Source organism: Streptomyces sp. NPDC056224, from assembly GCF_042267665.1.
Classification (GTDB): Bacteria; Actinomycetota; Actinomycetes; order Streptomycetales; family Streptomycetaceae; genus Streptomyces.
Genome location: NZ_JBHJTK010000006.1, coordinates 47187 through 63855, shown reverse-complemented (window position 1 = coordinate 63855; position 16669 = coordinate 47187). Strand labels below are relative to the sequence as shown.

16 protein-coding genes are annotated in these 16669 nt (G+C 73.8%); 7 read left to right on the top strand and 9 right to left on the bottom strand.

Annotated features, from left to right (window positions below; translation table 11 throughout):
- Positions 1-61 precede the first annotated feature (61 nt).
- Both ACFCZ1_RS10840 and ACFCZ1_RS10835 read left to right on the top strand, forming a co-directional pair.
- Positions 62-2545, top strand: coding sequence for a helicase-associated domain-containing protein (locus tag ACFCZ1_RS10840; protein ID WP_376678043.1), 2484 nt, complete (start codon positions 62-64; stop codon positions 2543-2545).
- Positions 2546-2645: 100 nt separating this feature from the next.
- Positions 2646-3251, top strand: coding sequence for a DUF4291 domain-containing protein (locus ACFCZ1_RS10835; RefSeq protein ID WP_376678042.1), 606 nt, complete (start codon positions 2646-2648; stop codon positions 3249-3251).
- On the opposite strand, the gene ACFCZ1_RS10830 is transcribed toward ACFCZ1_RS10835, so the two are convergent.
- Positions 3236-3703 carry an N-acetyltransferase gene (locus tag ACFCZ1_RS10830; RefSeq protein WP_376678041.1) on the bottom strand — a complete coding sequence of 156 codons (468 nt, stop codon included), beginning with the start codon at positions 3701-3703 and terminating at the stop codon, positions 3236-3238. The two genes, ACFCZ1_RS10835 and ACFCZ1_RS10830, sit on opposite strands and share 16 nt — an antisense overlap.
- Positions 3700-4275: a peroxiredoxin-like family protein gene (locus ACFCZ1_RS10825; protein WP_376678040.1), complete on the bottom strand. Its 576-nt coding sequence runs from the start codon at positions 4273-4275 to the stop codon at positions 3700-3702. The genes ACFCZ1_RS10830 and ACFCZ1_RS10825 overlap by 4 nt, the downstream gene beginning before the upstream one ends.
- Positions 4276-4363: 88 nt before the next feature.
- On the opposite strand from ACFCZ1_RS10825, the gene ACFCZ1_RS10820 reads away from it, so the two are divergent.
- Positions 4364-5011 (top strand): TetR/AcrR family transcriptional regulator, encoded by a 648-nt coding sequence (locus tag ACFCZ1_RS10820; RefSeq protein WP_376678039.1) that lies wholly within the window; start codon positions 4364-4366, stop codon positions 5009-5011.
- Here the strand turns inward: ACFCZ1_RS10820 and ACFCZ1_RS10815 are convergent.
- Entirely contained in the window at positions 5008-5451 is a 444-nt protein-coding gene (locus tag ACFCZ1_RS10815; RefSeq protein WP_376678038.1) for a GNAT family N-acetyltransferase, read from the bottom strand. The two genes, ACFCZ1_RS10820 and ACFCZ1_RS10815, sit on opposite strands and share 4 nt — an antisense overlap.
- Before the next feature lie 139 nt (positions 5452-5590).
- Here ACFCZ1_RS10815 and ACFCZ1_RS10810 point away from each other — a divergent pair, with 139 nt between their 5' ends.
- The gene (locus tag ACFCZ1_RS10810; RefSeq protein ID WP_376678037.1) at positions 5591-7234 is read left to right on the top strand and encodes a DNA repair helicase XPB; all 1644 of its coding nucleotides are present in this window, start codon (positions 5591-5593) and stop codon (positions 7232-7234) included.
- A 253-nt stretch (positions 7235-7487) separates the two neighbouring features.
- On the opposite strand, the gene ACFCZ1_RS10805 is transcribed toward ACFCZ1_RS10810, so the two are convergent.
- Positions 7488-7673 (bottom strand): hypothetical protein, encoded by a 186-nt coding sequence (locus ACFCZ1_RS10805; RefSeq protein WP_376678036.1) that lies wholly within the window; start codon positions 7671-7673, stop codon positions 7488-7490.
- Positions 7674-7984: 311 nt separating this feature from the next.
- On the opposite strand from ACFCZ1_RS10805, the gene ACFCZ1_RS10800 reads away from it, so the two are divergent.
- On the top strand, positions 7985-10045 hold the full coding sequence (locus ACFCZ1_RS10800) for a HelD family protein (protein ID WP_376678035.1): 2061 nt from the start codon (positions 7985-7987) through the stop codon (positions 10043-10045).
- Between the two features lie 116 nt (positions 10046-10161).
- Here the strand turns inward: ACFCZ1_RS10800 and ACFCZ1_RS10795 are convergent, their stop codons facing one another.
- The 3 genes from ACFCZ1_RS10795 to ACFCZ1_RS10785 all read right to left on the bottom strand — a co-directional run bounded on the left by ACFCZ1_RS10795 (position 10162) and on the right by ACFCZ1_RS10785 (position 13638).
- Positions 10162-12222, bottom strand: a complete 2061-nt coding sequence (locus ACFCZ1_RS10795; RefSeq protein ID WP_376678034.1) for a hypothetical protein — start codon at positions 12220-12222, stop codon at positions 10162-10164.
- Positions 12219-12632 (bottom strand): hypothetical protein, encoded by a 414-nt coding sequence (locus ACFCZ1_RS10790; RefSeq protein ID WP_376678033.1) that lies wholly within the window; start codon positions 12630-12632, stop codon positions 12219-12221. The genes ACFCZ1_RS10795 and ACFCZ1_RS10790 overlap by 4 nt, the downstream gene beginning before the upstream one ends.
- Positions 12633-12951: 319 nt before the next feature.
- Positions 12952-13638 carry a copper homeostasis protein CutC gene (locus tag ACFCZ1_RS10785; protein WP_376678032.1) on the bottom strand — a complete coding sequence of 229 codons (687 nt, stop codon included), beginning with the start codon at positions 13636-13638 and terminating at the stop codon, positions 12952-12954.
- 109 nt (positions 13639-13747) lie between these two features.
- Here ACFCZ1_RS10785 and ACFCZ1_RS10780 point away from each other — a divergent pair, with 109 nt between their 5' ends.
- The gene (locus tag ACFCZ1_RS10780; protein ID WP_376678031.1) at positions 13748-14398 is read left to right on the top strand and encodes a hypothetical protein; all 651 of its coding nucleotides are present in this window, start codon (positions 13748-13750) and stop codon (positions 14396-14398) included.
- Positions 14399-14534: 136 nt separating this feature from the next.
- The gene (locus ACFCZ1_RS10775; RefSeq protein ID WP_376678246.1) at positions 14535-15791 is read left to right on the top strand and encodes a Cmx/CmrA family chloramphenicol efflux MFS transporter; all 1257 of its coding nucleotides are present in this window, start codon (positions 14535-14537) and stop codon (positions 15789-15791) included.
- A gap of 9 nt (positions 15792-15800) precedes the next feature.
- Here the strand turns inward: ACFCZ1_RS10775 and ACFCZ1_RS10770 are convergent, their stop codons facing one another.
- Together ACFCZ1_RS10770 and ACFCZ1_RS10765 are read right to left on the bottom strand one after the other, a co-directional pair.
- Positions 15801-16070 (bottom strand): DUF4031 domain-containing protein, encoded by a 270-nt coding sequence (locus tag ACFCZ1_RS10770; protein ID WP_376678030.1) that lies wholly within the window; start codon positions 16068-16070, stop codon positions 15801-15803.
- Positions 16067-16438, bottom strand: a complete 372-nt coding sequence (locus ACFCZ1_RS10765) for a hypothetical protein (protein ID WP_376678029.1) — start codon at positions 16436-16438, stop codon at positions 16067-16069. The genes ACFCZ1_RS10770 and ACFCZ1_RS10765 overlap by 4 nt, the downstream gene beginning before the upstream one ends.
- Positions 16439-16669: the final 231 nt, after the last annotated feature.

The following is a 16669-nucleotide window of genomic DNA, read 5'->3' as shown; positions in this document are numbered from 1 at the left end:
AACCGAAGGTAGCGCGTGCGCCCATGGAGCTGTCGCGGACGCAGCGGATACCGTGGACCGGATGGGGACCGGCCGACTGACCGGCCGACGCGACCAGGAGGCGACTGTGCCCGAGGAAAGCACTGCGGGAGGATCCGGCGGAGGCGGCGCCCCGCGTTCCCTCGCCGAGGCGCTGCGCGCCCGCGACGACTCGGCGCTCGCCGCGCTGCTGCACGCCCGCCCGGACCTGCTCAGCCCGGTGCCCGGCGACGTGACCCAGCTGGCCACCCGCGCCGGCACCCGGGCCTCGGTGGTGCGGGCGCTGGAGCGTCTGGACCGGTTCGCGCTGCAGACCGCAGAGGCCCTGGCGGTCGCCCCGGACCCGTGCCCGTACCGGGTGCTGGAATCGCTGCTGACCGGGGAGGAAGGCACCACCGGCGAGGACAACGGGGCGCGCGCCGCGCTCCCCCGCGCCCTGGCCACCCTGCGCGACCAGGCCCTGGTGTGGGGCGACGACGACCGGCTGCGCCTGGTGCGCACGGCCCGCGAACTGCTCGCGCCGTCGCCCCAGCGCCCGTCCCCGACCGGCCTCGGCCCCACCGTCGCCGAGGCCACGGCCGGGATGTCGCCGACCCGGATCCAGGAGATCGTGGCGGCCGCCGGACTGCCCGCCACCCACGACCCGGTGTCCGCGGTGTCGGCGCTGACCGGGCTGTTCACCGACCCGGAGCGGATGTCGGCCCTTCTGGACCAGGCCCCCGCGGAGGCCCACCAGGTGCTCGGGCGGCTCGTGTGGGGGCCGCCGTACGGGGAGGTCACCCCGAACCCGACCGCGCCGGTGCGCTGGCTGCGCGACCACGGGCTGCTGCTGCCCGCCACCGCGCGGACCGTGGTCCTGCCCCGCGAGGTGGCGCTGCACCTGCGCGGCGGGCTCGCGCACCGGGACACCGCGCCGGTGGCCCCGCCCGTTCCCGCGCACCGCGAGCACCGTCCACAGCTTGTGGACGCAAACGCCGCCGGGCAGGCGATGGGCGCGCTGTCGACCGTCGAGGAGCTGGTGAAGTCCTGGGAGTACGCGGGTCCGCCGGTGCTGCGCGCGGGCGGGCTCTCCGTACGGGACCTCAAGCGGACCGCGGCCACGCTGGACACCACCGAGTCCGCGGCGGCGTTCTGGATCGAACTCGCCTACGCCGCGGGCCTGCTGGCCGGCGACGGGGAGGCTGACGAACGGTACGCGCCCACCCCCGCCTTCGACGACTGGTGCGAACTGCCGCCCGCCGAGCGGTGGGCGGCGCTCGCGGCGGCCTGGCTGCCGGCCACCCGCACCGCCGGCCTGGTCGGCGAGCAGGACGCCAAGGGACGCACCCTCTCGGTGCTCGGCCCCGAACTCGACCGCTCCGCCGCCCCCGAGGTGCGCCGGCGCGTCCTGGAGCTCCTCGCCGCGCTGCCCGAGGGCGCCTCCCCCGACCCGGGCGCCCTGCTGGACCGGCTCGCGTGGGAGCGTCCCGTACGCGGCACCAGCGACCTGCGGGCCCGCCTCGCGCACTGGACGCTGACCGAGACGGAGATCCTCGGCGTCACCGGCCGGGGCGCGCTCAGCGGCTTCGGCCGTGCCCTGCTGGAACAGCGCGACCCGGCGCCGCTGCTGGGCCCGCTGCTGCCGGAGCCGGTGGATCACGTACTGCTGCAGGCCGACCTGACGGCCGTCGCCCCCGGCCCGCTGCGCCGGCCGCTCGGCGACACGATGGCGCTGCTCGCGGACGTGGAGTCCAAGGGCGGGGCGACGGTGTACCGCTTCACGCCCGGATCGGTGCGGCGCGCCCTGGACGCCGGGCACGCCGCCGCGGACCTGCACGCCTTCCTCAAGGAGCACAGCCGCACGCCGGTCCCGCAGCCGCTGGCCTACCTGATCGACGACGTCGCCCGGCGGCACGGGCACCTGCGGGTCGGTTCGGCTTCCTCGTACGTGCGCTGCGACGACGACGCGGTGCTGGGCGAGATCCTGGCCGACAAGCGGTCGGCCGGGCTGGGGCTGCGCCGCCTCGCGCCGACGGTGCTGGCCGCGCAGGCCGAAGCCACCGCCCTGCTGGAGGGGTTGCGGGCCATCGGGTACGCGCCGGCCGCGGAGTCCCGCACCGGCGACGTACTGGTGACCCGGGCCGACGCGCACCGCACGCCGGCCCGCTCGGCGCCCGTACCGGTGCCGGACGGTCCGCCGGTGCCGGACGAGACGCTGCTGGGGGCGGCCGTACGGGCGATCCGCGCGGGCGACCTGGCGGCGACGGCGGTGCGCAAGGAGCCGGCGGCCGCCGCGGTCGTGCCGGGCGAACTGCCGCGCACCAGCGCGGCGGAGACGCTGGCGACGGTGCAGGCGGCCGCGCTGACCGGGTCGGCGGTGTGGATCGGGTACGTGAACGCGGACGGGGCGGCGAGCCAACGGGTCATCGCCCCGGTGAGGGTGGAGGGCGGTTTCGTCACCGGCTACGACCACACGGCGGACGAAGTGCGGACGTACGCGCTGCACCGGATCACGGGGGTCGCGGAGCTGGCGGAGGACCACGTCTGACGCGCAGGCCCGGGCCGGGCGCGCGGGACCGGACCGGGCGCGCGGGACCGGGTCCAAAAGCGCTGGCCGGACGGGGGCCGGACCCCGCACCCTGGTCCGTATGTCCGACGCCGTGTCCTTCGAGGTACCCGACCGCCAGATCCGCGCCGCCCACACCGGCACCACGGTCACCGTCTACCAGGCGTACGCCCCGTCCCTCGGGGTGCCAGCGGCCCGTGACGGCCGCTTCCCGCCCGCCTGGAAGCGGGAGCGGATGACGTGGATCAAACCGTCGTTCCTGTGGATGATGTACCGCTGCGGCTGGGCCACCAAGGCCGACCAGGAGACGGTGCTGGCGATCGACGTCACCCGCGAGGGCTTCGACCGCGCGCTGCGCGAGGCCTGTCTGTCCCACTACGAGCCAGGTGTGCACGCGGACCGCGACACCTGGCAGCAGGCGCTGCGCGCGACGCCGGCCCGCGTCCAGTGGGACCCGGAGCGCGACCTCCACCTGAACCCGCTGCCCTACCGCTCGCTCCAGCTGGGCCTGTCGGGGCCCGCCTCGCGGGCCTACGCCGACGAGTGGACGGTCGCCGTCCGGGACGTCACCCCGCTGGCCCGGGAGATCCACGGCCTGATCCGCTCCGGGGACGGGGCGGCGGCGCGCGCCCTGCTGCCCGTGGAAACCCCGTACGCCTCGGGCCCGTTGCCTCACCTGGGGGCGTAGTCGATCCGCCCCTGCCCGAAGGGCCACGCCTCGCGCAGCCAGCGGCTCACGGCCTCGTACAGCGGGAGGTCGAGGTGGGCCCGGTCGGCGCGCACCCAGGAGCTGACCTGGACGCTGTGCGGATCGTCCTTGCCCGGGTACATGTACAGGCAGCCGATGACCTCGTCGTCCCCCTCCAGGACCGTGTAGGTGAATCCGCGCCGCTCGGCGAAGTCCCGGGCGTGCCGGGCCAGGTCACCCCGGTTCGCCTCGGCGGACATCCCCTCCACGGGCGGCCAGCCGCGCCCCACGAACCCGGGCGTCGCCCTGATGTGCGCGATGCTCCCGGTCCAGGCGGCGAGATCCCGCTCGTTGTGCTGCTCCCCGAGCGGCTCCAGCCGGAAGCCGTCACCCGCCAAACCGTCCGGCACGTCGAAATCGTCGGGCACGAAGGTCTGCTGATCATGGTTCATGCCCGGACGGTACGTGCCCGCCGCGCCAGCGTCAGCAGCTTTTCCACCGGCCACTGGTCGTCCACGTGCTCCCCGTACCCGGCGGCCAGCACCCGGCCGTCCGGCGCGATCAGGAAGTCCGCCGGCAGGCCCAGCCGCCCGCCGTCCTGTACGCGCGCCGGCGGCTTCGCCCGCCCGCGCAGCATCGCGACCGTGCCGACGGCGATCGCGCGCAGCAGGGGCCACCAGGCGCGCGGGCTCAGCAGCGAACGGTAGGACGACTCGACGCCGAACTCCGCGTACAGCCGCTTGTCCGGGTCCGCGATCACCGCGAACGGCAGGTCGCCGACGTACTCCCGCAGCTCGTCGGCGGCCGAGTGGAAGACGACGACCTCGCGGATCCCGGCCGCCTCGATCTCGGCGTGCCGCCGCACCACCGAGCGCAGGTGGAGGTGGCAGACGGGACAGCCCGCGAACCGCCGGAACTGCAGGTGGACCAGGCGTCCTCCGGGATCGGGGACGGGGACGGACGCGCCGTCCACGACGGCCGTGAGGGCACGGGTGCGGACGACGGAACCGGTGCTGAGCTGCATGGGAGGACCCCTTCGGCAGGCAGGAGGAGCAGGTAGGTGTACGTCGTACACCTACAGCGTAGGCGTATGCCGTACGCTGTCAACCGTCATGCCTCGACCCCGCTCCCTCACCCCGGACCGGCCGGCCGCCGCCGCCCTCGCCGTCATCGACCGCGACGGGCTCCCGGGCCTGTCCATGCGCGCCGTCGCCGTCGAACTCGGCATCAGCACGATGGCGTTGTACCGGTACGTCCAGGACCGCGAGGAGCTCGAAGCCCTCGTCGTCGAACTCGTCCTCAGCGCCGTCGACACCACCCCGCCACCGTCCGCGGGCCCCTGGCACGAGCGCGTCACGGTCCTCGTCGACCGGCTGCGCGACACGGTCGGCGCGCACCCCGCCGTCCTGCCGCTCACCTTCAGCCACCGGCACCGCTCCCCCAGCGTCCTGCGGTGGGGCGAAACCCTGCTCGGGGTGCTCACCGAGGCGGGGATCGGGGCCGAGGACCGGATCGTGGCCCTGCGCGCCCTGCTGGCCTACGTGATCGGCGCGATCCAGCAGGAACACCTCGGCGCCCTGTCCGGCGCGGGTACCGCCGCGATCGCCGGGCTCCCGGCGGACGAGTACCCGTACCTGACCGAGGCCGCGCGCGGCGCCCGGTCCCTCACCCGGGACCGGGAGTTCCACGGCGGCCTCGCGCTGCTCCTGCGCGGCCTGGGATCAGGCCAGGGCTGTGACCGGCAAGGTCCACCGCACTAGTCGGCGCGCTCCAGGTCGATGAACGGCACGGTGTCGCCCGGCAGCACGTACCGCTCGACCTCCTCGAAGCCGTGCGCGAGGGCGAACCTGAGCCCCTCCGGGTTGGACTCCAGCACCACGGTCCGGATCCGCCCGGCTCCCAGCTCCCGCGCCCGCGCCAGCCCGCGCGCGTAGAGCAGCGCGCCGTACCCACGCCCCCGGTGACCGGGCAGCACCCGCGCGATGACGGTGGCCACCGGCTCCCCGTCCCGGGGCGGCCGCACGGTCGTGCAGCCCACCGCCTCGTCACCGAGGTACGCGACCTCCAGCACGTTGCGCCCGGCCCGCTCGCGCACCTCGCCGGGGGAGAGCGGATCGGTCGGAATGATCAGGTTGTGCACGTACCGCCAGTCGCGCAACGTGACGTCGTCACCCACAGCCTCAATACGAAGATCACACATCGCCCCAGCGGACCCACTCACCCGTCTCCCTGTCAACCGCCCCGCGCACGCAGAACCTCCCGGCCCGCGCGGCGATACGGCAGACTGGACGTTTGGCCGCCCGCGCCCGGGCGGACCACCCATGCCGGAAAGGGACGCGGTGAACGGGCCTCTCATCGTCCAGAGCGACAAAACCCTCCTCCTCGAGGTCGACCACGAGCTCGCCGGAGCCGCGCGGCGCGCCATCGCCCCCTTCGCCGAGCTGGAGCGGGCTCCCGAGCACATCCACACCTACCGGATCACCCCCCTCGGCCTGTGGAACGCCCGGGCCGCGGGGCACGACGCCGAGCAGGTCGTCGACGCGCTCGTCGAGTTCTCGCGCTACCCCGTCCCGCACGCGCTGCTCGTCGACGTCGCCGAGACCATGGCCCGTTACGGCCGGCTCACCCTCTCCAAGCACCCCGTCCACGGGCTGGTCCTGACCAGCACCGACCGGCCGGTGCTGGAGGAGATCCTGCGCTCCAGGAAGATCGCCCCGCTCGTCGGGGCGCGGCTCGACCCCGACACCGTGGCCGTGCACCCCTCCGAGCGCGGGCAGATCAAGCAGACGCTGCTCAAGCTGGGCTGGCCGGCCGAGGACCTCGCCGGGTACGTCGACGGCGAGGCGCACCAGATCGACCTGGCCGAGGACGGCTGGGCGCTGCGCCCCTACCAGCAGCAGGCCGTCGAGGGCTTCTGGCACGGCGGCTCCGGTGTGGTCGTACTGCCCTGCGGCGCCGGCAAGACGCTGGTCGGCGCCGGGGCGATGGCGAAGGCCAAGGCGACGACGCTGATCCTGGTCACGAACACCGTCTCGGCCCGCCAGTGGAAGCACGAGCTGGTCAAGCGGACCTCGCTGACGGAGGACGAGATCGGCGAGTACAGCGGTACGAGGAAGGAGATCCGCCCCGTCACGATCGCCACGTACCAGGTCCTGACGACGAAGCGGAAGGGCGTCTACCCGCACCTGGAGCTCTTCGACTCACGGGACTGGGGCCTGATCGTCTACGACGAGGTGCACCTGCTGCCCGCGCCGGTCTTCAAGTTCACCGCCGACCTCCAGGCCCGCCGTCGCCTCGGCCTGACGGCCACCCTGGTACGGGAGGACGGCCGCGAGTCGGACGTCTTCTCCCTCATCGGGCCGAAGCGGTTCGACGCGCCGTGGAAGGAGATCGAGGCGCAGGGCTACATCGCGCCCGCCGACTGCGTCGAGGTCCGGGTCAATCTGACCGAGTCGGAGCGCCTCGCGTACGCGACCGCCGAGACCGAGGAGAAGTACCGCTTCTGCGCGACGACGGCGACGAAGCGGAAGGTCACGGAGGCGCTGGTCGCCAAGCACCGGGGCGAGCAGACGCTGGTCATCGGGCAGTACATCGACCAGCTCGACGAGCTCGGCGAGCACCTGGACGCGCCCGTCATCAAGGGCGAGACGTCCAACGCGCAGCGCGAGAAGCTCTTCGACGCGTTCCGCCAGGGCGAGATCAGCGTGCTGGTCGTGTCGAAGGTCGCGAACTTCTCCATCGACCTGCCCGAGGCGACGGTGGCCATCCAGGTGTCCGGCACGTTCGGCTCGCGCCAGGAGGAGGCCCAGCGACTGGGCCGTGTGCTGCGGCCGAAGGCGGACGGCCACGAGGCGCGGTTCTACTCGGTGGTCGCGCGCGACACCATCGACCAGGACTTCGCGGCGCACCGCCAGCGCTTCCTGGCCGAGCAGGGCTACGCCTACCGGATCATGGACGCCGACGAACTCCTGGCCGCCGACTAGCGCTGTGGCCGGAAGGGTGTGCCGGGGGGGCGGCGTTCCCCCGGCCACCGCTGGGAGGGGCCCCAGGTGCGGTGCATCGCGAGGCGGAGGGCCGCGGCCCCTACGGAACGTACCGGCGCGGTCCGACAACGCGGCGAGGTGCCGTGCCGTGGGGACCGCGACCCGGTGCACCTTGCCGGTCACCGCACTGGCCTCCGGCCGGGGCCGGGGCCGGCGACGGGCGCGTGTGGCGCTCGGTGGCGGCCTGCGCGGGTCAGCGGCGGACGACGCCCGCGTCCTCGGCGTATTCGCCCAGGACGACGACGCTGACGGCGGTCGCCGCGAAGACCTTCGCCGCCCGCATCACACTGCCGAGGCTGAAGCGCGGATGGGAGTCGGAGGTGGCGCTGGCGCCGCCAGGGCGGCCGCCCCGGATCGGGGTGAAGGTTGCGGTGCTCATGTATCCATGGTGCGCTCCTGCGCCGGACGGCACATCGCCCTGGCGGTGTAATCCCCGGGCGCCCCGCCTCCTCCTTCCGGCCCATGCGACCCCCTAGTGGCTCTGCCGCAGGTCTGACGCCCCCTCCCCGTCACCCGGACGCAGGTCCGGCGGGCGAGGGACGTGCGCCCCCGTAATCCGTTCGCGCGGAGGCGGCCCCCTGGCTAGAATCTCCGCTCTTGCCGCCTCCCGCCGCCCTCGTCGGGGAGAGCCGCCCGCCGGTCGGTAACCGGCGGGCCATCTGTTCCGTACCAGCAGCTGGAGGCAGTCCCGTGCCCGCGCACGCCCCCGCATCCGACATCGGCCCGCTCGCGCGCGAGCGGGCCCACCTCACCGCCTCCCGCGCCGCGCTGCGCGCCATGCGCGCCGACGTCGAGGCCCTCGACATCCGCGACGTCACCGCGAACTGGGTCAACGCGGTCGTCCTCCGGGCCCAGATCGACGACCGCATCAAGGCCCTCGCCGATCTCGCCCACACCCCGCTCTTCTTCGGCCGCCTGAACTACCTGCACGCCCCGGGGGCGGAGCTCGCCGAGGGCGCGGACGGCGAGCAGTTCTACATCGGCCGCCGCCACGTCCACGACGCCGACGGCGACCCGATGGTCATCGACTGGCGCGCGCCCGTCTCCCAGCCCTTCTACCGCGCCTCCAAGACCGACCCGCAGGACATCGCGCTGCGCCGCCGCTTCGGCTACACGGGCGGCGAGCTGACGGCGTACGAGGACGAGCACCTCTCCGACCCCGGCGAGGCGGCCGCCGTCAGCAAGCTGCTCCAGCAGGAGATCGAGCGCCCGCGCGTGGGCCCCATGCGGGACATCGTCGCGACGATCCAGCCCGAGCAGGACGAGATCGTGCGCTCCGGCCTGTCCGGTTCCGTCTGCGTGCAGGGCGGTCCCGGCACCGGGAAGACGGCGGTGGGCCTGCACCGGGTGGCGTACCTGCTGTACGCGCACCGCGACCGGCTCGCCCGTACGGGCACCCTGGTCATCGGGCCGAACCGGTCCTTCCTGCAGTACATCGAGCAGGTCCTGCCCGCGCTGGGCGAGCTGGAGGTCAAGCAGGCCACCGTCGACGACCTCGTGGCGCAGGGCGGCCTGGAGGTACGCGGCACGGACGCGGCCGAAACCGCCGTGGTCAAGGGCGACGCCCGGATGGCGCAGGTGCTGCGCCGCGCCCTCGAATCACATGTCACGCAGCCGACCGAGGCGCTGATGGTGGTCCGCGGCTCGCGCCGCTGGCGGGTGCCCTCGTACGAACTCGCGGAGATGGTGGAGGAGCTCCAGAACCGCGACATCCGCTACGGCGCGGCCCGCGACGCGCTGCCGCAGCGGATCGCGCACGCGGTTCTCGTGCGGATGGAGCAGGCGGGCGAGGCGCCGGACGACCGCGTGCAGGACGCGGTGGCCCGCAACGCCGCGGTGAAGGCGGCGGTGAAGGAGATCTGGCCGCCCGTCGACCCGGCGAAGCTGGTGCTGCGCCTGCTGTCCGACCCGGACTTCCTCGCGCTGCACGCGGACGGCGTCCTCTCGGCGGACGAGCAGAAGCTGCTGGCCTGGCCGAAGCCGTTCCGGAGCGTGAAGTCGGCGAAGTGGTCGGCGGCGGACCTGGTCCTGATCGACGAGGCGGCCGACCTCGTCGAGCGCACGCACTCGCTCGGGCATGTGGTCCTCGACGAGGCGCAGGACCTGTCGCCGATGCAGTACCGGGCGGTGGGGCGGCGGTGCACGACGGGTTCGGCGACGGTGCTGGGCGACCTCGCGCAGGGCACCACCCCGTGGGCCACGCGCAGCTGGGACGAGGCCCTGACCCACCTCGGCAAGCCGCAGGCGGTGGTGGAGGAGCTGACGGCGGGGTTCCGCGTGCCGCGCGAGGTGATCGCCTACGCCTCGCGCCTGCTGCCGTCGATCTCCCCGGGCCTGGCCCCGGTCTCCTCGGTCCGCGAGACGCCGGGCTCGCTGGTCGTCACGCCGACGGCGGACCTGACGGCGGCGGTGATCTCGGCGTGCCGCGCCTCCCTCGCCCACGAGGGCTCGATCGGCCTGATCGCGGCGGACGCCCGCGTCCCCGTGCTGGCCGACGCCCTGCGGGAGGCCGGCCTGCCGTACCTGTCTCCGGGCGAGGAGACGACGGCGCAGGCCCGCCTCACGCTGGTGCCGGCGTCGCTGGCGAAGGGTCTGGAGTACGACTACGTGGTCCTGGACGAGCCCGCGGCGATCGTGGACGGCGAGCCGGACGAGCGCACGGGCCTGCGCCGCCTGTACGTCTGCCTGACCCGCGCCGTCTCGGGCCTGACGGCCCTCCACTCGGCCCCGCTCCCGGCGGCCCTGTCCTGACGGCCCTGTCCTGACGGCCCTGTCCTGACGACCTCGGCATCGAGGATTGCTTCCGGCTCATATCGGGTCGGTGGGCAGAGCGGCGCCCGGGTGCGGGTCCGGACGCCGCTCGCCTGTCATTCGCTGGGGCAGACCGCCCTGATCGCCTGCATGGTCGAGATCTTGTTCTGCAGCCCGTCGTTGCCCGCCAGGGCCGCGATGACGTCAGGGTGAGGGGGGTACTTCACGTTCATCCGTTCGTTGTTCTCGCGCACCTCGGCCGCCGTCTTGGCGTCGAGGCCGTCTGCGTGCCGGTTGAGTCCGGACCGAATGCCCGCATCGGACGCCTCCCCGGCAGCGGCTCTGAGCTCCGCAGTCAATACCCGGGTCTCTGAAGCCAGTTCGTCATACGTACGCGCCTTACCACCGGCGTCGTACGCCTCCATCGCCGCGTACGCCGGTTCGCAGCCCGCAGGCATGTCGTTCGCATTCGCCACCACGACCGCTGTGGTCGCCGCCAGAACCACGGCACCGGCGGCCACGGAGGCACCCGTCTTGGTGGAGACCGTGGCGGCGATCTTCCCGAAGAAGCCGAGTGTCTTGCCGCTCTCGACCGCGGTCGCCCCGAGCGCCGGGGCGAGCAGCGCCGCGGCGGCCGCGGCGGTGCCCGCCTTGTCGCCGTCGAGGAGGTCGCGGGTCAGTCTCTCGGCCTGGTCGTAGAACTTGACGTCCTTGGTCCCACCGCCTCGCGCAGCCGCCATCCGGCCCAACGCATACAGTTGAAGCGCTAGTTGACCGCGCCCATCGGTCAGGGCCCGGGGTCCGGCGATCCGCGCGATGCGTGAGGCGATCGCCCACTGCTCCTCGTGGACCAGCGCGCGGGCGACGGCCAGGAAGAGGTACGGGTCCGGCTGAGGACCTGATGGTCCGTCCTGCTGCGCGAGCGCCGCCAGCAGGCCCTCCGCCGCGGTGGTCGCGGCGGCCGGAGCCCACTTCTGGCTGTGGACGGCCGCGGCGGCGTCCTCGGTGATCCAGTACGTCCCGCCGAAGTGCCTGACCATGCGCCGGTCGTGCAACTCCGAAGCTGCGGTGCCGTCCTGCGGATGGCCGGTGACCGGAGCGATCCAGGCAGCAGGAAGCGCCGTGCCGAACGTCGCCAGTGCGAGCAGTACGCGACGCGCAGGCTCGCTCAGGGCGACGGCCAGCGCTTCCGCTTGGCGCCGTGGATCCAGCAGCGCCGGATCGACGGGATCCGGCTCGTCCCGCGGTTCGTCGGCCCCACGGACGCGCCGCTCCCACTGGTCGGAACCCTTGATGAACTGGGCGTACTGACAGATCCGTTGAGGCGAGCCGCCCGACTCGTCCCACACGTGGTCGAACTGCAGCTTCTGCAGCCCCACCGGGCCGAGCGGGAGCCCCATCTCGGCGCTGAGCAGTTCGGCGGCGGCAGCCCGGGACAAGGGCCGGACGAGATGGGCCGCGTCGGTGTCGGGCAGCGTCGCGTAGGGGGACGTGAACAGGAACGTGCAGCCGGGGAAGGTCTCGAGGAGCCGGGTCAGATCGCTCTGCGGCAGGGCGCAGTCGACGACGGTGACGTGCGTACCGGAGAAGTCCGCGGCGGCCACGGCCGCACGCAGCTGCGTCTCGTCAACGGCCCGCAGAAGGTGCGTACCGAAGAACGCCCCGGCGAGCCGCCCGTACAGCACCTGAAGCGACTCCTCCTCGTCCACCCCCGTGCGCGGGTACAGGACGTGGCCGCAACGCCCGCGGGTGGCCAGCTCTCGGTGCACCACCGCGGCCACGGCCTTCTTCCCGACCCCCGGCTTCCCGTGCAGCTGCACGCTGGAGCCGCCGTCGAGCTGCGCGACCACGTCTTCCACCAGTGCGTCCCTGCCGAACAGCTTGCTCCGGCCCGCGGCCGGCAGCAGCGGCGGCCGTTGCGGGGTGAGGTCGCGGAGGCTGTTGATCTCGACGAGGGCGTTCCCGTCGTAGATGACGTTGATGCTGTGGGAGCCGGTGGTGACGATGCCTTTCACGTCGCCGTGCACGACGACTTTCGCGTGGTCACGGCCGGCCTCCACGCGGCCACCGGCTGCCGTGGGGTCCTCGCTCCCGACCGCCGGCTCGGCGGCGCCGGGTTCCTGCTTCGGGTACGGGGGGACCGCCTCCTTCTCCGGCACCCTGCTGTCGCCCGTCACCGGCGCTGGACGTTCATCGCACCGTCTCCGGTCGAGACGATTCCTGAGACGTTCCCGCTCACCGCCACACTTCCGGATCCGCTGCTCTGAGCCGGTCCGGGCGCGGGGAGCAGTGCGGCGATCTCGTCGACGAGCGCGGGGTCGGCCGCGAGGATTCGCCTGATCTGCAGGCGTAACGCGGCCAGCGCGTCCGGATCGTCGGGATCGGCGGCGAGGTCCGTCACGGCCCCGTCGATCACGGTCGGATCGGCAGCGCCGCCGCGAATGCGGGCGAGCAACTGCCGGCCGAGCCGCACGGTGGCTCCTGCCGCCTCGTCCTCGACCCGTCGCAGCACAGCAGCGCCGTAAACGGCCACTGCCGCTCCCGCGGCCGGAACGATCTGACCGAGCATGACTTCGATGTTCGACACGTACACCCCCGTCTGATGGCGCGTTCATGAGTTCTGATTGCGCACGCACTGGCTGAACTCGCCTTGGATTCACTGGCGTTCATCAGTACAGCCCTTTGCGCGTCACCGTGCCAGCCGAAACGCCCAACCACAGCGAAGCCACTGCCGACGCGAAGAACACACCGGGGACCGCGATGTCGCGCACGACGCGCTCACGGAGATGTACGGCTGGGGCTCCGCCTCGGAGCCCGGCCCTTCCCGCCCCGCCGGCGTTCGAGGCGCGGGCGGGGAGCGCCGTTGGGGGTCGGGGCGGAGCCCCCCGGCAACGGCGCCGCGCCGGTCAGGCCAGGGCCGCCCGCCACTCGGCGACCGCGGCGGCCGAGACCGGCCGGCCCCATCCGTCGGGGCGGGCCGCGCCGCCGATGTGGAACGCGTCGATGCCCGCCCCGCGCAGCACCGGAAGGTGCGAGAGGGTCAGGCCGCCGCCGACCAGGATCCGTGCCCCGTACCCCGGCTCGCCGCTCCGCGCCGCCTCCGCGACCAGCACCGGCACGCCCTCGTCGACCCCGGCCGCCGAGCCCGCCGTGAGGTAGGTGTCCAGACCGGGCAGATCGGCCAGCGCCTTGCGCAGGCCGTCGCGGTCCGCCGCGCGGTCGATCGCCCGGTGGAAGGTCCAGCGGCAGCCGTCGAGCTCCGCCACCAGCGCCTCGACCGCGGCGAGGTCCGGGGTGCCGTCCGGGTTCAGGAAGCCGAGCACGAACTCCCGCGCCCCTTCCGCCCGCAGCTCCCGGGCCGCCCGGACCAGCCCGGAGACATCACCGGCGGCGAAGCCGTCCGACAAGCGGAGCATCACGCGCAGCGGGATGTCGACCGCCGCTCTGATCGCCGCGAAGGTCTCGCGCGGCGGGGTGAGCCCGTCGGCGGCCATGTCGGTGACCAGCTCCAGTCGGTCCGCCCCACCGGCCTGGGCCGCGATCGCGTCCTCCACGTCGAGGGCGATCACCTCCAGGAGCGCACGGTTGCTCATTCGATGCCGTCCTTCGTCCGGTACGAAAAATAGGTCTAGTCCAATATTAAGAGTACGGGCCTCCGCCCTCGCTCCACCAGCAGGATCACGCCACCCCCACAATGTCCGCATGGACACCAGTACCCCGCGCACCGACACCACCGCTCTCCGCGCCCGCTGGCACGCGACGGTCACCGCCGCCGGGGCGAGCGGCGACCCCGCCCCCTACGCCGACCGCCTCCTCGCCGCCTGGGCGGAGCCGCAGCGCCGGTACCACACCACCGCGCACCTGGCCGACGTACTGGCACGGATAGACGTGCTGGCGCCGCACGCCGCCGACCCCGCCGCCGTCGAGCTCGCCGCCTGGTTCCACGACGCCGTCTACCGCCCCGACCGCTCCGAGAACGAGGAGCGCAGCGCCGCCATGGCCGAGCGGGCCCTGCCCGAGCTGGGCGTCGACGCCGACCGCACCGCCGAGGTGGCCCGGCTGGTCCGGCTCACCGTCACCCACGACCCGGCCCCCGGCGACACCGACGGCGAGGTGCTCTGCGACGCGGACCTGGCCGTCCTGGCCGGAGCCCCCGAGGCGTACGCCGCGTACGCCGCCGCCGTGCGCGCCGAGTACGGCTTCGTCCCGGACGACGCCTTCCGCACCGGCCGCGCCGCCGTGCTCCGGCAGCTGCTCGCCCTTCCGCGGCTCTTCCGCACGCCGTACGGCACCGCGCACTGGGAGGCACCGGCCCGGGCCAACCTCGCCGCGGAGCTCGCCGCGCTCGCGTAGCCCGGCAGCTCCCGCTCCTGCTCCTGCTCCCGCTCGGGCAGCTCGGGCAGCTCGGGCAGCTCGGCAGCACGTGGGAATGCGATCCCGTTCGCCACGGTTGGTGAGAGTCATGCCCGCAGCCGCCGCACGCCCCCGCATGCCCATCGCCGTCTACGTCCTCGGCCTGTCCGTCTTCGCGCTCGGCACCAGCGAGTTCATGCTCTCCGGGCTGCTGCCGCCGATCGCCGAGGACATGGGCGTCACCATCCCGCAGGCGGGCCTGCTCATATCCGCCTTCGCGATCGGCATGGTCGTCGGGGCGCCGCTGCTGGCCGTGGCCACCCTGCGCCTTCCGCGCCGCACCACCCTCATCTCTCTCATCAGCCTCTTCGGCCTCGGGCAGGTCGCGGGCGCACTGGCCCCCTCCTACGAGCTCCTCTTCGCCTCCCGCGTCGTCTCCGCGCTCGCCTGCGCCGGCTTCTGGGCCGTCGGCGCGGCCGTGGCCATCGCCATGGTCCCCAAGGACCAGCGGGCCCGCGCGATGGCCGTCATGATCGGCGGCCTGTCCATCGCGAACGTCCTCGGTGTGCCCGCCGGTGCCTTCCTCGGCGAGCACCTGGGCTGGCGCTCCGCGTTCTGGTCGGTCGGCGCGGCCTCCGCGATCGCGCTCGCCGGCATCCTGACGCTGATACCGAAGATCCCGCTGCCCGCCGAGAAGCCCTCGATCGGGCGCGAGCTGCGCATCTACCGCGACCGCCAGGTGTGGCTCTCCATCGGCATCACGGCCCTGGCCGCGGGCGGCGTCTTCTGCGCCTTCAGCTACCTGTCACCGCTGCTCACCGAAGTGGCGGGGCTGGACTCCGGCTGGGTCCCGTGGATCCTCGGCCTCTTCGGCATCGGCGCGCTCGTCGGCACCACCATCGGCGGCAGGGTCGCCGACGCCCACCTGTTCGGCGTGATGATCTGGGGCATCACCGCCTCGACCGCCTTCCTGACGGCGCTCGCCGTCCTCGCCTCCGTACAGGCCGCGGCGATCGCCCTCTCGTTCCTGCTCGGCGTCTCGACCTTCTTCACCGCCCCCGCGCTCAACGCCCGCATGTTCAACGTGGCCGGCGCCGCCCCGACCCTGGCCGGAGCCACCACCACGGCCGCCTTCAACCTCGGCAACACCGGCGGCCCGTGGCTCGGCGGCACCGTCATCGACGCGGACCTCGGATTCGCCGCCACCGCGTGGGCGGGCGCGGCGATGACGGTCACCGCCATCGCCCTCACCACGATCGCGCTGCGCCTGGACCGCCGTACGCGACCCGCCGCCACCCGCGTGATCGCGTCCTCGGCCGCCCCCGCCCCCGCCGCCGCCCCGGCCCCGGCCCCGGCCCCGGCCCCCGTGGCCGCCGTGGCCGAGACGGTGTAGACGACGTCTTCAGGCCTGCTCCCGACCCTTCGGGCGGCGCAGTCCCGCCGCCGTGAGGCGGCGGACCAGCTCCTTGCTGCCGATCTCCACCGCGCCCGCCCGCACCGCGTCCGCGTACCGGTGCGAGGGCACGTCGTAGTGGTCCCGCTCGAAGGCCCGCGGCGGGCAGCCGATGGCCGCCGCGAAGGTGTGCAGCTCCTCGTACGAGACGTCGCTGACCAGGTGCGACCACACGCGGCCGTGGCCCGGCCAGGTCGGCGGGTCGATGTAGACGGTCACCGGTGGAAGACCGGGCCGAGGCCGCCCACCGCCGCCACTCTCACGCCCGCCTCCGAGCACACCCAGTGCGGGTCGGGTCCCAGTTCCGGCTCCACGTCCAGCGCGTGCGGCTCGCCGTGCGCGCAGACGGGACAGAGCGGCCAGCGCCCGTACTTCTCCAGCAACGCGTCCTGCACGTCCTGGGCGACGAGTCCGGCCAGGTAGCCGACCCCCTCCGGCCACTGCTCCACCCACCACCGGCGGTGCGTGACCGAGTCCTCGACGAGGGAGACGACATCGGCGTCGGCGACCTCACCGGCGGCGAGATCGGCGAGAACAAGTGCGCGCGCGACGTGCAGCGCCTGTTCCAGGGGGGTCGCGTGGTCCATGCGCCCATTGTGGCCCCGTGCGGGCCAAGTGGCGTAGCTCCGTTTTCCGGGGGGCCTCATGGCGTCTTGACGCCCACCCCCACCGAAAATAAATTTCAAGCGTGAGCAGTGAGGCGAAAGAAACTTTCAGCCCGGCCGGGACCGCGAGGGCCGAGAGCCCTGAGACCACTGAGGGGCCCGGGACGAGCCCCGGGACCGACCCCGGGACGCCGCCGGCCGCCGCCCTCCGGG

Bases quoted from the DNA above. Each gene is read 5' to 3' on its own strand.
- ACFCZ1_RS10840 (WP_376678043.1), top strand. From the start codon at position 62: ATGGGGACCGGCCGACTGACCGGCCGACGCGACCAGGAGGCGACTGTG.
- ACFCZ1_RS10835 (WP_376678042.1), top strand. From the start codon at position 2,646: ATGTCCGACGCCGTGTCCTTCGAGGTACCCGACCGCCAGATCCGCGCC.
- ACFCZ1_RS10830 (WP_376678041.1), bottom strand. From the start codon at position 3,703: ATGAACCATGATCAGCAGACCTTCGTGCCCGACGATTTCGACGTGCCG.
- ACFCZ1_RS10825 (WP_376678040.1), bottom strand. From the start codon at position 4,275: ATGCAGCTCAGCACCGGTTCCGTCGTCCGCACCCGTGCCCTCACGGCC.
- ACFCZ1_RS10820 (WP_376678039.1), top strand. From the start codon at position 4,364: ATGCCTCGACCCCGCTCCCTCACCCCGGACCGGCCGGCCGCCGCCGCC.
- ACFCZ1_RS10815 (WP_376678038.1), bottom strand. From the start codon at position 5,451: ATGTGTGATCTTCGTATTGAGGCTGTGGGTGACGACGTCACGTTGCGC.
- ACFCZ1_RS10805 (WP_376678036.1), bottom strand. From the start codon at position 7,673: ATGAGCACCGCAACCTTCACCCCGATCCGGGGCGGCCGCCCTGGCGGC.
- ACFCZ1_RS10785 (WP_376678032.1), bottom strand. From the start codon at position 13,638: ATGAGCAACCGTGCGCTCCTGGAGGTGATCGCCCTCGACGTGGAGGAC.
- ACFCZ1_RS10780 (WP_376678031.1), top strand. From the start codon at position 13,748: ATGGACACCAGTACCCCGCGCACCGACACCACCGCTCTCCGCGCCCGC.
- ACFCZ1_RS10775 (WP_376678246.1), top strand. From the start codon at position 14,535: ATGCCCATCGCCGTCTACGTCCTCGGCCTGTCCGTCTTCGCGCTCGGC.
- ACFCZ1_RS10765 (WP_376678029.1), bottom strand. From the start codon at position 16,438: ATGGACCACGCGACCCCCCTGGAACAGGCGCTGCACGTCGCGCGCGCA.